Origin of the sequence: Enterococcus hulanensis (genome assembly GCF_005405485.1) — a bacterium.
Lineage (GTDB): Bacteria > Bacillota > Bacilli > Lactobacillales > Enterococcaceae > Enterococcus_A > Enterococcus_A hulanensis.
Genome location: NZ_BJED01000023.1, coordinates 25,432 through 40,531, shown reverse-complemented (window position 1 = coordinate 40,531; position 15,100 = coordinate 25,432). Strand labels below are relative to the sequence as shown.

Here is a 15,100-nt window from a genome sequence, read left to right as displayed (position 1 = left end):
ATGTGAAGAGAAAAGTTTTAGTTTTTACACTATTAATAAGTCTGCTGACATTTAGCGGCTGCAAGACAAATAAAGTAGATTCAACTGATAAATCAACGATCAAGGAAGAGGTATCCAATAGTAAGGAAGTCGAAAAGAAAACAACAATTACCTTATTAGATGAAGAAAGTGAGCTATCGAAAAGAGAAATAGTTTTTGAGGATGGTGAGAAGTTGTTTGATGTACTCAAGAAGAATTATGCGATTGAGGATAATGACGGTATGATAAGTTCAATTGATGGGCATGCACAAGATGATAAAAAAAATAAATATTGGGTATTTACGATAAATGATGAACAAGTAAATTCTGGAGCAAAAGATGTTGTGTTAAAGGATGGCGATCGCGTGGTGTTTAAGCTTGAACAATTCTAATAAGATCTATTCTATCTTTTCACTAAGTGTCAAAGAATTGAGTTTATTGTCTATGATGATTGCACTCTGTGTTGTAAGTCGTTCCTTTTTTCAATTTATTGTAAATGTCCAACCCGTTACAGCAATAATATTGATCATTACAATCTATTGGGGAGTCTATCAAGGGTTGATAGTCAGCATTCTCTCGATCTTGATAACAAATTTTTATATGGGCATGGGAATTTGGACAATTGCGCAAATCATTACCTATTTTTTGATCATCTTTTTGACAGGCGTGTTGAAACAGCTACCACAATTCAAAAATAGTATTATTTTACAAGCCATCTATGCAGGAATCACTGGTCTATTATTTGGTCTGTTTATTTCTGCTATTCAAGCTCCATTCTTTGGTATTGCTGCCTTCTTACCCTATTATCTGGCTGGTATTCCCACGGATGCTATGCATGCAATAGGCAACGTCATATTTTACATTCTACTAGCTCCTATTCTAGGAAAATTATTAGCTAAAACACTTCAGAAATGGCAACTATCAAGCTAAAAATCTGTTTAAAGATAATCAAATACAAAGATTTTTTAAGTGAAGTAAATTGATTTCGATCACGAATAAAGTTTGGCCATTCTATTTATCAAGTAAATTCCGTTACTACTTCACTTCGAGATACTTCTCCTTTTGTGAATATGTCATATTGGGATTCTTTACTGCATAGTCAATTGGTTTGTTCTTCTCATTTTTGAATTTCATAAGAAAGAATAAATCTCTAGGGTAAGATGGAATTTTACTTAAAAAAATAATTATATGAATCTAAAAGGAGGTTGTCATTTTGAATACCCAAAATTCTATGGATCTTTTCAAAATCATTCAAGATTCTTCATTTACATACATTGTAAATATAAAAGGAAAGGGATTTTCTGATCGGCTCAACTTCCCAATCTTTTGTCCGAAAATATGTTTGAAGCCAGAACTTAATACTCTTTGTCAACAATACACTTCAATTGAGCAAACGGACCTTTACCAAAATAGAAATTTCAGCATTAGTCGCAATCATGATGGACTTGAGGGTATTTCAATACCTGCTTTTCAAAACAATCAATTGATTGGATTCGTATCAATCGAACAGATAGAGTTAAAGAATGTTACTGAAGATATATTACCTCACTCATATCCAATCACTAATTGTTGGAAACCCTCTCCAGAATTATCTCAGTCAAAATCTACAGATAATAATTTTTCTAAAAATCAATTTGAATCTGACACATCCTTAGTTGAAACAACTATCGGCTATGATTTTAAGAATACGATTTTTCTTAATCAAATTAATTTAGATTTACTTACAAATAAAGAAGAAATACGGAATACTAGCATTTCAAAAAAAACGGATATTTCTGAAGCTCTTACCTATATAGATAAGAACTTCGCTTCTGATTTGACGATTAAAGATGTCGCGGATCATGTTTATCTTAGTCAGTTTCATTTTAGCCGTATGTTTAAAAAAGAGAGTGGTATAAATTTTAATACTTATTTGAACAAGAAAAGAATTGAAAAAGCAAAAATCCTTTTAACTCAATCTGACTTATGCATTAATATCATTTCAAAAAAAATAGGATACACTAGAACTAGTTATTTCTGTAAAGTCTTTCGTTCATTCGTTGGTATGACGCCAACTAAATATCGTAAAAACATTATGTGCTAGTCTTCTAATTGAAAAGTCAGTTTTGTTCAAAAAAAGGAGAAGCGAAAATATCGTTTCTCCTTAATCCCCTCAGTAAGAGTTTTAGAAAAATATAAGTGAAATTCATGGGACCTACAACACTTTAGTTAACAGCCGATTAGATTACTTATTTGGACGGGTTATAATACTATAGTCGACATCAAGTTAAGGGAATTTGAGGGGGATTTACTATGAAACACAGATCATTCACACAAGAATTCAAACGACAAGCTGCTTTACTTTCTTTAAATGAAAGCATACCAGTCCAAACTGTTACAAAAAAATTGGGAGTCCATTCTAATTCCATATACCGATGGATTCAAGAGTATGAAAAACACGGAGAAGGTGCCTTCCTGGGTTTGTCAACTAAACTGTAGAAGTTAATTAATTAAGTTTTCTAATAAATAGCCTCTCACAGTATTTTTAAGCAAGTAGTAGAAAACTGATTGAACGTATAGTTAAATAAACCTGCCCTTACGGAAGGTAAATGGCATACTTTTCAATTCGAGAAGAGAAGGTTTCGTTGACCATTAACTGATTGAGTACCATAGCCCAGTTTTGGATACGACCGCCAGCCCACTTCGTGTGTAACTCTTTCGTACGTAAATAAAGCAACTTAAGGAGCGCATTCTCATTGGAGAACGCTCCTTTTTTGGTGACTTTTCTAAAGCTGGAATGGACACTCTCCACGGCGTTTGTCGTGTACATGATTTTTCGAATGGCACTGCCATAATCAAACAATTGTTCAACATGGGCAAAGTTTCGTTTCCATACATCTACTGCACCAGAATATTGGGACCACCGATTTTTGAAACTATCAAAAGCGGCGTGTGCGGCATTAAGAGAAGACGCCCCATAAAATTTTTTCATATCCTTACAGACTTCCTTGTAATCCTTACTCGGAATGTATCGCAGCGCATTTCGAACAAGGTGAACAATACAACGTTGAACAATGACGGACGGGAAGATCGCTTTCGCCCCTTCTTCGAGACCAGAAACACCATCCATCGAAATGAAAAAGACATCTTCTACGCCACGAGATTTCAATTCATCAAATACTTGCATCCAGCGATTTTTAGATTCTGTTTGATGGAGCCATAAACCTAAGATCTCTTTGTTTCCTTTAAGGTCATAACCAAGAATCGTATACACCGCATATTCCTTGGCTTCATAGTTTTCACGTAAGGTGACATACATACAGTCAACGAATAAGAAGGCATAGCATTTAGCTAGTGGACGAGCTTGCCATTCTTCTAATTCAGGAAGTACGGCGTCTGTGATATCTGAAATCATTTCATGAGAGATATCAAAGCCATAGATATCTTCAATCGTTGCGGAAATATCTCGCTGGCTCATTCCACGAGCATACATCGAAAGAACTTTGCCTTCGATGTCGGAGACATCTCGCTTTCTCTTAGGAATCAGTTCAGGATCAAAAGAGGCATCACGATCTCTAGGGACATGAATATCTACTTCGCCAAAACTTGTTTTAAGTGTTTTATTCCCATAACCATTTCGGCGGTTTTCATGTTCTTTGGGTTCTTTCGAATGAGGGTCATATCCTAAATGGTTGTTTAATTCTCCCTGCAGCATTTTCTCAAATAAGGGTCCAAATACATCTTTTAAGGCATCTTGCATGTCTTCTACAGATTCAGGTTGATAAGCGTTTAAAATGGTTTCAGCTAGCTTTTCAGCATCAGGATTTCTTTTCTTTCTAGCCATAATAAAATCACCTCTTAGTTTCATTTTAGAAAAATAAAAACTGTGAAGCCACCACCTACCTAGGATTAGCGGTTACTTACACAGTTAATATTACACTCTCCCATAGCCCCTATAAAAGATAATTATTCTTTATTCCTCACTTTATTTATCGTTTGAATATTCACTTCCTAAATTGATAATATTAGTAACTTTCTCTGATTTGCTATTGTAAGTAATCTTAAAGATATTCATCCCTCTTATCCAATCTTGGTCGCTATGCTTACTTTTGTAATAGATAACAACTAAACCCTCTAGGTCATCTTGTTGAAGCCCTTTAGTGTATATATCTAGTGAGACCAATTTTGAGGTTGTATCATTTGCATCTTGATACGTCTTTCTATTTTCTCCAAAATATTCTTTACTCAATTCCTCAGACAAAAAGCCGGAAACTTCATTTTTTCTATCTACATAGTTTTCAGGTGTAAAGTTCAAATTTGCTGCAAATAACTTCGTCACTACATTTACAAATTCCGAATTCAAGTCCAAATTTGTTCCAGAGTTATTATATATTTGCCTTGTCTTTTTTAATATTTTCGAAGACTCTGAAACTTCATAAGATAAGCGTTCATTCTCAGAAATCAATCTATCGGTGCTTCTTTTAGAGACTTTTTGTTTTTCTTTCAAATTTGCTATTGTTTCCTCAAAAAAAACTGACTCTTGTTGCTGTCTAATATTCCAAAAACTTACACCTAGGATAATCAGTGTTAATACTAACTCAATCAACACACGTTTCCTCATCATCTCTCCCCATTCCATCAGTTTATTTCTTCGCTTCTAACGCTAGATTCCCAATTCCAGTTCGTATCTCTTGAGAATTAGAGACATTATTCGTTAAAACAACAATTGCATATGGTCTATTACTAAAAACAATTCCAACGTCATTTTCAACAGTTGGCAATTCACCTGTTTTGTTTGCTACGGGAACATCTAGTTGACTAGGTATTTTTGACCTTATCTGTTGTCTTTTCATGGTTTCCAACATAGCCGAATGCTTTGGATTGCCTTGATTCTCATAAAGCTTTCTGAGAAAATTCATACAATCTTGAAGTGAGGTATAATTTTCATTTCCTTGAGCCAACATTTTCCGCTGTAACTTCGTATTTGAATATCCTTTTTCCAAAAAGAATTGATTCAATGCTTCCATTCCAACATGGTCAATTAGTATATTGGTCGCGTCATTGTCACTTACAGTGATCATTCGTTCAATCAAACTTTGAACAGATTGACCTTCTGCAGTTTCACCTATTCTTCCTTTATCATAGAGGTATTCTATGATAAACACTTTTATGACTGAGGCTGAGATCATTGGATCATTATTGTTGTTCGATAAGTATTTTTTATCATTGAAATAGTAAATGCCGTAGGCTAATTTACCTGCAGACTTATTAAGTTGGTCCAACGATTTAAAGATGCCTTTTTGCCCTTTGCCGCTTCCTCCTGCTGGCGCACCAACAGCTCTTGCAAAACAAATATCACCTGCAAGTAGATAACCAAAAGAAGTATCTACTTGCCCTTCGTGAACAGAATCAGCACCATAACCACCCATTTCAATAATTTTAGTGGTGTTCCCATGCCAATTTTCTGTCAAAATTGCCGTGTGCCCATCATTTCCAAATCCAGCACCCAAATTTACCACGATCATATCTCCTGCCTTTGCCTCACTTTCTGGTATCTCTTGAAGATATTGCTTTGCTCCTCGTGCATCAGAAGTCATGGAGGGTGTTGCCCATGCTACTTGTGATGTCTTATAACCAGCTTTTGTGAGTACAAGCCAAACAAAACTTGAACAATCTGCCTGTCCACTCTTTTTTGGGTTCAGGGGATTACCAAATGAAGTTCTGTTCTCCTGAGAATAACTAAAATATCCTATTAAGCTCTTCGCCACTTCAAGAATGTCGCCACCATCGCCTGTAGTAGCAGACGCACATTCTGCAGCCAAACTCTCTAACTGTCCTTTTGCTGCATTTTCCATGGCAACACTAGAAATTGGATTGTTACTACCGAATTTTGCAAACCATTTATCTGCTCTAGCATTCCGTTCCTCGGAATGCCATTGAGAAGAATCTTGGCTAAGTCCTTCAAACCATAATAACCATTGATGTTGAGCCTCATGAACATCATTCAATTGCAGTGCTGTCTTCGCTTTGGCATAATAAGGATTTTCCAATTCCTTTTTTAGAAACTCCAATTGAACGCCCAAGTTGGACATTTCTTTTCCTTTTTCAGCCGCAAATGCTCGTAGTGCTTCCTTACGAGAACCTAACCATTGGGCTAACCCAAAGGCACCACTGGAAGAATTTTCAATCCCAGGATTAAATCCACCTGACTCAAAATCCATACATCCCATTGGTCCTGCAGCTCCTTGAGGTGTAGCATTCAGTTCACTTATAAAAAAATCATAGATCGCTTTGGCATTTTCTTCTGAGCCAGCATTGTCAATATCAACGGATACCATGCTAGATCTATCCTGACAATGATTCTCTTCATCCACGCCCATGATATACATGCTTAGCATGAAAAAAAATCCAACAATCAATAGAGGGATCAAGCACCCTAAACAACCACATCCACATCCTCTGTTTCTCTTCGTCTCTTCCATCCCAGCGTCCCTCCTACTAAATGAAAAAAGCCCTAGAGAGTATTTTCTCTAGGACTACAGATATTGTTATCTTTATTGTGGGCTTCTTCCTTCTGGTAAAGTGAAGTTTCTACCCAATTGTGCATCAATTGTTTTTCTTGGTGTCTTGCTGCTAGTAGAATCGATTGATCCTTGATTCGTCCCAACGGATTCATTTAGGCTATCAATCATTTTTATGTTTCGATCCTGTTGTGATAATGCATTTACTTGTTTCAATGACTTCATCCTGTTTTGATTTGTGATCAATGCTCGTGACTGTTTCAATTGAGTTACTTGTTGAGTCAATGAATCATTTGCAATCAATCTAGGAACATTTTTTGCAAAAGGAATGCTCTGTCCGGTATGTTTCCTAGATGGTTGAGCGATTGAAAATTTCCGCTCATTCTTTCCTTTTGTATTTCTTCCTTTAAGAAGTCGATCAATAGGTAAAGGAGAAGTTGTTAAGGGAATACTTCCATTGATTGCTGCTATTTTTTCATTTATCGACTCAGCAGTTTTCCTTGGACGTAATGCTGCAACAGTCGGATGTCTTGTTTGTGGCTGAGCATTGCTCACAAGAGACTTCTCATCAAAAGGTAATTGTTTCCTTCGACCATTCGCAATCTCTAATGGTCTCTCTTTAGGATTTCTAGCAGGCGTAGCTTTCTGTTGCTTTGTCCGTTGATACAACTGACTTGCTGCAAAAATACCTGGATGGATCTTCCCAGCAATATCAGTTCCTTTCAAAATGAGTTGTTCTGTCAATGCTTTGCCTCTACGAACAGTTTGAGTGACTTCTCTTTTGGTATTTTGTGCTTTTGTTTTTGCTTTTGATAATGTTCGATCCGCCTGTCCTAAACCTAGCTTCTCCAGAATGGCCTTCCGCTTTAGAAATACAATGAGCGAGACAAGCCCTCGAACAACCATATTGCCAATAAAACCAGCAACGGTATTCATAGGAATCAAATCATCAATAATATTGAAGACTAGAAAGGCCACCAATATCAGCACACTATAAATCGATTTTTGAAAGAGAAAGCCAACAAATGTTTTTATCCCTCGAAAAATCAGATAGTCCATCCCAGGGAAAAATGAGACAAACAGCATGAAGGCCAATGCCAGCAACATCAATAATGCGCCTAGCTGGAATAAGAACCGTACCATCCCGATCATTAAAATCGGAATTCCTAATGAGACATTTAAACTCGGACTCATGATCCCAACGATCATTTTATAAATGCTTTTCGTAGGTTGAATAAATGCACGATAAGTTTCTTTTTTGTCATCCTCATCTTTGGCTGCTTCTGTAACATCATTAGAAATATTTTTCATATCTTCACTTTTTATTGTTTTGGACAAAAATTCTGCAGGCTGTATTCCTACTTTCATTAATTCATCAATATCTGTTGTGCCATAGTTTAATAATAGATACGGCTCTACTACCGCTTTTTGATAATACATTTCCCGAACTTGTTTAATAGCATCCTCGCTCGTAGTTGAGATACTCAAATCTTCAATGCCATTTGTCGCTTCAAAAATCAAACCTTCGACTGCAGTAGAATAGGTGTTTAAATCTTTGGCCAACTTTTCCCCTTGACTAGCCACTGTACCATTGCCAAACCACAGGATGGAGAATCCTACTACACATAGAAAACGGACCAATGCCTTTTTTGCTTGATTGCTACTTTTGCATACCTTCAAATAGAAAATATAAACAACATATAATCCTGTTAGTCCCAACCCAACAACATTGAATAACTTATCGTAGATATTCTTGGAGAACTGAAAGAAGGTATGGATAAGTCCATCCATTGCGGCTCCTTTGTAGAGTTTTTCGATGATAAAATCAAAAACCTGCCAAACGATTTTATTCGAGCTAAACATCATATTGGTGATCATCTGAATAAAATCTGTCCCATTCTTCCCAAACAACATTTTTCCAAGCGAATATTCTGTATCCCCAATGTAAGAAGAGAAGGTGTCCAAGTGATAGTTTCCAACAATGTAAAGATTACTTTTATCAGACTTTGCATATACCGATACAGATAGAAACAACGCTAAAAAAGTAAAAAGCACGACAAACCATATCATTCGTTTGCTGGTTTTGATTTTTTTCAAATCATCCCTCTTCTCTTTTTTTTAGGCATCAAAAAAGAGCCTACTTCCAGACTCTCTTCCTAATTATTCTTTTGCTTCAAAAATCTTGTCAACACTATCTTGTTCAATTGCTTGCTTAAACTCTTTTTCAGATAAATCAATGGGAAAGTATCCTGAATCAAACTCATAGTCTTTTCTTTCTTCGTTATCTTTTTTATTGTACTTATTCTTAAAATCCATGACTGTATTTACAGCTTTTTTTGTACCATCATTCATTTTGCTCAACGAATTCCCACATCCGACCAGAACAAGAAAAAGTCCAAGTAAGACAACACCCAAACCAACTCTTTTCATTTCAAATCAACCTCTCTCAAATAGTTGACTAAAAGTATAGCAACAAATTATTTCATTTGCCCATAACAGTTTTTATTTAAACCACTTGTTCTTCCGCTTCACTATTACTGGTCTTCTCAGTCGTTTTCAATGCTTCCGTGAATTCTTCAAATAGACTATGAACATTCAATTTACCTACTCGACCATAGATATCACGCATCCAGCATTGACCCTTGATCATTCGTTTCATTTCTTTTCGATTCTCTTCATTACGCTCCAATCCTAGATGACTCAGAATTTTGTCTCGTTCACTGTCTTCATCAAAAGCAAAGACAACGCCATAATTTCCCTTTTCATCTTCTGTACCCAAATCATCAATAAACTGCGTATCAAGCACTAATTGATTCATTTGGGATCGGCCAACACGAGCAATCGAGGAAATGATCGCTCGACCTGAATTTGATTTATTGAATACCCAGGCCTCAGTGAAATAAACAGCGGTCTTTTTCTCAATATCCTTTTTTCCAAACATTTCACAGAAACGACCTAAACTGATCATCAGACACAAGGCTTTTCTATCAGCATCCGAATAGAGTTCTAGTGAAATATCGTCTTTTGGCAGTGTCAATCCTTGGATTTCCAACACGGTTGTTTTCTCTTTAAAATCTAGCCCATTATTTTCTCCATAAGAAAACCCTAATCGTAGGATAGAATCGGTAATACTCAATTGCAGGAATCGGCCATATTCATGAATTTTTTCATCTGAATGCTTTTCTAGCCAATCAACTACGTGCAGCAAGCCAACCTTTTCGCCTGCATCACGGCTGGTCAAAACTTTTTGGATACCTTCGAGTACTGCCCCTTTTAACTTATGGTTTGATCCTAATGGACTCAGTTCATCGATCATATCTTGAGCTACTTGTTTTGCCTCGATTCGATCCAAGTAAACAAACGGGTCCAATACGCCATAGTTTCTTTTCTTATTTACATTCAGTGTGACATAATTGATTCGATTAAGATGTTGGATAAATAATGGATAATTCTGTTGGTAATAGGGATCATTGACCAATTTCATGAACCATTTCTTTTTTTCGCCTTTGGGATCAATGAAAAGACTTTGAGCTTCTAAAAAAGAACTATAGAGAAAGATTAATCCAACAAGGAATGTCTTTCCTTTCCCTGTTTTTCCAGTAACCGCCATATGTGGTGCATCATATAAAGCTCCCTTGATCCCCTCTGCAATCGCCAAAGGATTCAAAAAAACATACTTGTTAGAGGCATAAATTAATTCTTCTAGTTCTGTCTTCTCACCTTTTGAGCCTTTCAACCCCACCACATCTTGTCGACCAATGTACCAACCCGAATCCATCCCTAATTCGGTAATGGTTCCAAAAAGAAGCTCGGCAATAGCAGCCACGTTCGTTCGTTGCTTCCAATGTGTTTGATTTCCAAGTGATTGACCCATTAATAATTTGTAAAACAGTTTGATTTGATCATTCTTTCCTCGGCAAACTTTCACACTTTGACTCAACAGTTTTATAATGGTTAAGCTGCGTTGCCGCACCTCTTGCCTAGTATTCCCATACACAACAAAACATCCCAACCAATCAATGATGGGTTCACCATTATTCATTCGCTCTCGCATATGCTTCAATAAATAGCGAATCGTCAGCACACGATCCGTTGGTTCATCCCCGTGTTTTTCTTGATCACTTTGTTCATCCTTAAACCGATTGTTCAACCATCCAGCTCGCATTTGAAGTCCTTGAGAACCCATCAATTCTGGATAATGAAGTTTCATTCGAAATTCTACAGGAAAATTCAAATTTTGAGCAAACTGAAAAATATTCATATTACTCATATTGTCTGGAAAATTTCCGATAGGTAGAATCGATAGATAACTTTCACCCAATTCATCCTCTATTTTTAGAATACCTTTTCCCTTTTTAATTGGACGAATCACTGCAGACTGAATATCCTCGATATCCTGCCAATGGTTTTCATCTTCGATTTTATGGCGCATTCCTCGAATATACTGCAGCCGATTCACATAGATCATTTCCTTTTCATCTAAGGGTCGGATTGAAAAAGAATAAAGTAATTGTGTCACCTCATTTGAAACTTCTATCATTCGATCCAATAATTCTTCACCATCAATCCACTCATACCCAGCAAAACCTAAAACTTCGTCGACCAATTCTGTCGTCAACTTGTTAAATAACTCTTTTAAACTTTCGGCTATATACTGATCTTTTATCTTCACACCCAACAAAAAAGAAGGCCGATAAATCGTACCTTCTCTTTCCAATAGATTAACGGTTTCGCTCGAATAGTACTCACCTAAATCTGGATTCTTCTTATCAAATCCCTCAGATAGTTTGGTGAACTTACTTGATAAATTCATTGTTCGAGGAAACATGATTAGTTCTACATCTTCATAAGGTGCAAGTAGCTGCATCAGATTTGCCATTTGTTCTTTGTTCTCTTGAATGGCATTCGGATTATTTTGGGTAATGGTTTTTGGTGATACTTGGAAATACGCCCAAATATTGTTATCACTTGTCAGTAAAAGATTATCCTTTATTGCAACAATAGGATTTTTTACAACTGTCATCCTTTCCCTCCTATTTTTATTTCATTTTCTAAATCAATTCTGAGTAAGTCATTTTTGTAGTATTATGTTGCAACAAATAACCCAGCCTTCATTTAACGATATCAAATAATATACTGCATTCCTTTGCTACCTACGTTTATCAAGTAATTCTTCTAAAAATGGAAAAGACATAACAGATTCATGAATCATAATAGTTTGATAATCTTTATCTTTACAAATTGATAAATATATTTCACCTACTACTCGTATAACATCATAAAAATTATTTCTCAGCTCATCCATGCCGTAACCCAAATCATCATTTTCGTGGACAATTTTATGTCTACTATTGAATAAAGATGAAATATTGTTCTGAAAATTTCTTTTATACTCTTTGGCTAAACAACCAAAAATGTCCTTTATTTGAAATTTTTTCTTGGAAATATCGTACAGGTTGCTGCTAATATTACTTAGATTTTGAAAACTAAAACTACTAGCAAGTACACTCTCAAAATCATTTTCTCCACTAATGAGGCCTTCCAGTTGATAACGTTCAAACTTCTTATCCCTGACAGATTTTGGTGTAATTTTTAAATCCAATAAGAAGTATTTCCACAGCTCTCTAAAAAAGATTTCCATGTTCGTAACTAGATTAACTTCTATCATGCTCAGCAACTTATCATTAACAGAGCTGCTATATGAATGGTTCTGCATTTTTTCCTCTTTAAAATCTCGTAACAACATATCAATTAAGACTGACTGATTAATAAACTTACTGAAACTGTTGTGAAATAGAATCTCCGATTGAGATTCACCAACCAAGCTTTCAATTGATGCTTGGTTTATACCTTTCATAAACCCTAATATCTCTCCGTGTAACACTTCTCTAAAATCTAAACAGAGCTGTTGAACGAAAATACTCATATTTTGAAACGGATGTCCTCCTGGATAAATGCTCAATATCAGCTTATCCTTTAATTCCAAAGAACAAATAATCTCCCCATCAAATCGAGTTTTATCTTTATAAATTAATTGATTTTCTTCACCATTTTCAGGTTTTTTAAACCCTCGTATCTCTAGAAATTTTATTATTTGTGATGGTTGCACACTTGATTGAAAAGCAACTTGAACAAATCCCATTGCTGGCATAAATACCGCTCCTTACTCATCTTTTTGTAATCATAACATAAATTTCAGGACTTAAATGAGTATTCAAAAGTTCCTTTAACCACTTCCTTTTCTCAAATTGGATTTGATATAATTAAGGAAACGGAGGAATCTATGAATACAATTATTGAAAAGACTCTTGATGTAATAATGAGAATGGCAAAGAAGATACCTAGAGGTCTCATGTATCTATTGATATTTACTCTTTTATTTCCATTACAGGCTAGTTTTATAATCAATAACAGTCTATCGCTTTTCTTTGCTGCACTACCGAATTCTATACAAGTATTTCTAGATAGAATATCAACTCAATATGTCATAAACTTTTTTGCAACCACACTTATTCTACTTGGTATTGCAATCATTTGGGACATAGCTTTTAAGGCGGATAGAGGAATTAAAAATATAGACCTTGATCCAGGTATCTTATTTGACATTAATAGCATTGGTCTAATATCTTTTTTGATATACAACAAGATTTCTAGTACCCCAATTACTATAGCCACTATAAACGAATCTCTTAATTTTTCTTTTTTTTATCTTGTATCAGTTCTATTTTCACTGCTTATTTTTCTATTGTTTTTTTCAATGACGCATCTCTTCTTTTTGTGGATTCCATTCAAAAAAATGACTAAAATTCAAAATCCGATTCTTCTGTTATTTATGATTATGATTTATCTTGTGGTCCTTAGCTTTTTAGTAAAATATATAAGTAAAGAAGCAACACAAGCTTTTATCACAGTTTCTTTAGCATCAGGGCTTTTTTAATGAAGAGTCCTTTTTTGTGATAGAACTTTATATCCCAGACCGACTTTTGCACTAATTACTAAAACTTATTTTTCCATCTATTTCTGAACGTTCATAGGATTTTCCATTATAGAAAACAATATCTCTTAATTGAATAGTCACGATATAAACTATCAAATCAAAAATATAGTAGTATATCTTTTTTCCGTCAGGTTGTACCTTGTTCATTAAAAGTACACTCCCTGCAGGTATTCCGATATAGCATAGGGCTGGAAAAAATGGGAGTGTCTCAGATATTCCTTGAATCATTTCACGAAATACTACCCACATCAGTCCCAAAATTAATAGGAAACTTCCAATATTTGCTGCAGCGATTGGTGCTGGTAATCGACCTAAATTTCCTAAGTCCTGGATTCGATAAGGTTCTTTGAAAGCCGCTGAGTAATTATAGGGTTCCCATTTCATAACTAGCCTCCAAACAGCTTTCCGATAATCGTTCCTATGCCATCAAATACTTTTTGTGGATCATTTAGGAAGAAATATGCTACTGCTCCTCCGACAAAAGCGGAAATAACTTGTACTACTTTGGATTTTGCAAAGTTCTTGGAAGCTAAATAGACCACCAACATAATGATGACATATTTCCCTTGTTCTAAAACAAAATCCGATAATCCCTTTAATCCCATGTTGTTCCTCCTAACTATTTACCATGTATGTGATAATTGTTGGACATAATACTTATCCGTCTTTTTTATTACTTGAATCGACATGTTTTCCTGCCAAATCAGGTTAGTGCCCTTATCCTTAAACTTAACTGCAGCCTTCACTAGTAAGTGATCTTTTTCTTGAAAGACTTGACCATTGACTTGATCCATAGTTGCTGAACCATTTAATCCTTCTGGATCATCCATCATGTAGCGCATATCTTCTGACGAATTTTCCGCATACTTTTCTAGAAACTCTTCGATATAGGCCATTACCCTCTCACGAGTTGTTGCATCGACAGAATCATACTCGCTGGGATCATAACCGAGAATTTTTGCTCGCTCCCTGTTCTCCTTTAGCGCCGTGAAATAAGGATAAGAAATGACTCGACTTCCTGCTTTGGTCGATTGAAAAGGGATATTCAATAATTGACTGACTGTCAATTCTTTCACTTGCTCCTCTTCATTTTTTGTTTCAATGATATAGGTCACTTTGTAGCTTGCTGTCGCAATACCATCTATTTTTTTCAACGAAGTAAAGGCGGCTGATTTAAGTGTTCGTTTTACAGAAAAAAAAGAATCCTCTTCCTTGATCCCTTTTGCATAATACTCTTTCAAGAGTGTTTCTTGCCGCAATTTCTGAGTCTCATTATCGTCTGAAACTGCCATATACAAAGCGATAAAGCGATTCATGAATGACTCAATCTCAGGAGTTAAAACCACTGAGTTGCTAGATTCCTTTTTATTTTCCTGCTGAATCGTGACTACTTCTTTATTGAGCGAACTCACTTTTAGTCGCAATCCCTGGGTTTGAAGAATCGCCAAAACGCCAGAAATACTCAAGAAAAAAATCCCTGCCCAGAAAATACGCCTCATTGTTTTAGTATGGATTTTTCTTACCTTAGGGATTTTTTCACTTGTTGTCCTTTCCTTTTTTCGAAGAGATTGTTTCTTCATTTTTC

At 35.6% G+C, this 15,100-nt stretch carries 15 protein-coding genes; 5 read left to right on the top strand and 10 right to left on the bottom strand.

Translation table 11 applies throughout. From position 1 onward, the window contains the following. The first annotated feature begins 2 nt into the window (after positions 1 to 2). The 4 genes from FFR60_RS20030 to FFR60_RS23205 all read left to right on the top strand — a co-directional run bounded on the left by FFR60_RS20030 (position 3) and on the right by FFR60_RS23205 (position 2,496). A complete protein-coding gene (locus FFR60_RS20030; protein ID WP_137665539.1) occupies positions 3 to 410 on the top strand; it encodes a DUF4430 domain-containing protein in 408 nt (135 codons plus the stop codon). After that, positions 373 to 948 (top strand): ECF transporter S component, encoded by a 576-nt coding sequence (locus FFR60_RS20025; RefSeq protein WP_137665538.1) that lies wholly within the window; start codon positions 373 to 375, stop codon positions 946 to 948. Before FFR60_RS20030 ends, FFR60_RS20025 begins: the two co-directional genes overlap by 38 nt. A gap of 283 nt (positions 949 to 1,231) precedes the next feature. Continuing rightward, positions 1,232 to 2,101, top strand: a complete 870-nt coding sequence (locus FFR60_RS20020; RefSeq protein ID WP_137665537.1) for a helix-turn-helix domain-containing protein — start codon at positions 1,232 to 1,234, stop codon at positions 2,099 to 2,101. Positions 2,102 to 2,310: 209 nt separating this feature from the next. Continuing rightward, positions 2,311 to 2,496, top strand: a complete 186-nt coding sequence (locus FFR60_RS23205; protein WP_137665536.1) for a transposase — start codon at positions 2,311 to 2,313, stop codon at positions 2,494 to 2,496. A 97-nt stretch (positions 2,497 to 2,593) separates the two neighbouring features. On the opposite strand, the gene FFR60_RS20010 is transcribed toward FFR60_RS23205, so the two are convergent. The 7 genes from FFR60_RS20010 to FFR60_RS19980 form a co-directional block, all read right to left on the bottom strand. Continuing rightward, positions 2,594 to 3,841, bottom strand: a complete 1,248-nt coding sequence (locus FFR60_RS20010) for an IS256 family transposase (RefSeq protein WP_137665535.1) — start codon at positions 3,839 to 3,841, stop codon at positions 2,594 to 2,596. A 141-nt stretch (positions 3,842 to 3,982) separates the two neighbouring features. After that, entirely contained in the window at positions 3,983 to 4,636 is a 654-nt protein-coding gene (locus FFR60_RS20005; protein ID WP_242550648.1) for a hypothetical protein, read from the bottom strand. Between the two features lie 4 nt (positions 4,637 to 4,640). Beyond that, a complete protein-coding gene (locus FFR60_RS20000) occupies positions 4,641 to 6,479 on the bottom strand; it encodes a phage tail tip lysozyme (RefSeq protein ID WP_137665534.1) in 1,839 nt (612 codons plus the stop codon). Positions 6,480 to 6,551: 72 nt separating this feature from the next. Further along, complete coding sequence (locus FFR60_RS19995) at positions 6,552 to 8,615, bottom strand: CD3337/EF1877 family mobilome membrane protein (RefSeq protein WP_249355051.1); 2,064 nt, start codon at positions 8,613 to 8,615, stop codon at positions 6,552 to 6,554. A 63-nt stretch (positions 8,616 to 8,678) separates the two neighbouring features. Beyond that, on the bottom strand, positions 8,679 to 8,948 hold the full coding sequence (locus FFR60_RS19990) for a hypothetical protein (RefSeq protein ID WP_137665533.1): 270 nt from the start codon (positions 8,946 to 8,948) through the stop codon (positions 8,679 to 8,681). Positions 8,949 to 9,024: 76 nt separating this feature from the next. After that, positions 9,025 to 11,541 carry an ATP-binding protein gene (locus FFR60_RS19985; RefSeq protein WP_137665532.1) on the bottom strand — a complete coding sequence of 839 codons (2,517 nt, stop codon included), beginning with the start codon at positions 11,539 to 11,541 and terminating at the stop codon, positions 9,025 to 9,027. 126 nt (positions 11,542 to 11,667) lie between these two features. Continuing rightward, positions 11,668 to 12,669, bottom strand: coding sequence for a HEPN domain-containing protein (locus FFR60_RS19980; protein ID WP_137665531.1), 1,002 nt, complete (start codon positions 12,667 to 12,669; stop codon positions 11,668 to 11,670). Positions 12,670 to 12,801: 132 nt separating this feature from the next. Here FFR60_RS19980 and FFR60_RS19975 point away from each other — a divergent pair, with 132 nt between their 5' ends. Further along, positions 12,802 to 13,455 (top strand): hypothetical protein, encoded by a 654-nt coding sequence (locus tag FFR60_RS19975; RefSeq protein WP_137665530.1) that lies wholly within the window; start codon positions 12,802 to 12,804, stop codon positions 13,453 to 13,455. Between the two features lie 51 nt (positions 13,456 to 13,506). Here FFR60_RS19975 and FFR60_RS19970 read toward each other — a convergent pair whose 3' ends face one another. The 3 genes from FFR60_RS19970 to FFR60_RS19960 are packed head-to-tail and all read right to left on the bottom strand — an operon-like array spanning position 13,507 to position 15,095. Continuing rightward, on the bottom strand, positions 13,507 to 13,899 hold the full coding sequence (locus tag FFR60_RS19970; RefSeq protein WP_137665529.1) for a TcpE family conjugal transfer membrane protein: 393 nt from the start codon (positions 13,897 to 13,899) through the stop codon (positions 13,507 to 13,509). Between the two features lie 2 nt (positions 13,900 to 13,901). Then, positions 13,902 to 14,120 (bottom strand): TcpD family membrane protein, encoded by a 219-nt coding sequence (locus tag FFR60_RS19965; protein ID WP_137665528.1) that lies wholly within the window; start codon positions 14,118 to 14,120, stop codon positions 13,902 to 13,904. Between the two features lie 18 nt (positions 14,121 to 14,138). Further along, complete coding sequence (locus tag FFR60_RS19960) at positions 14,139 to 15,095, bottom strand: conjugal transfer protein (RefSeq protein WP_137665527.1); 957 nt, start codon at positions 15,093 to 15,095, stop codon at positions 14,139 to 14,141. Positions 15,096 to 15,100 lie beyond the last annotated feature (5 nt).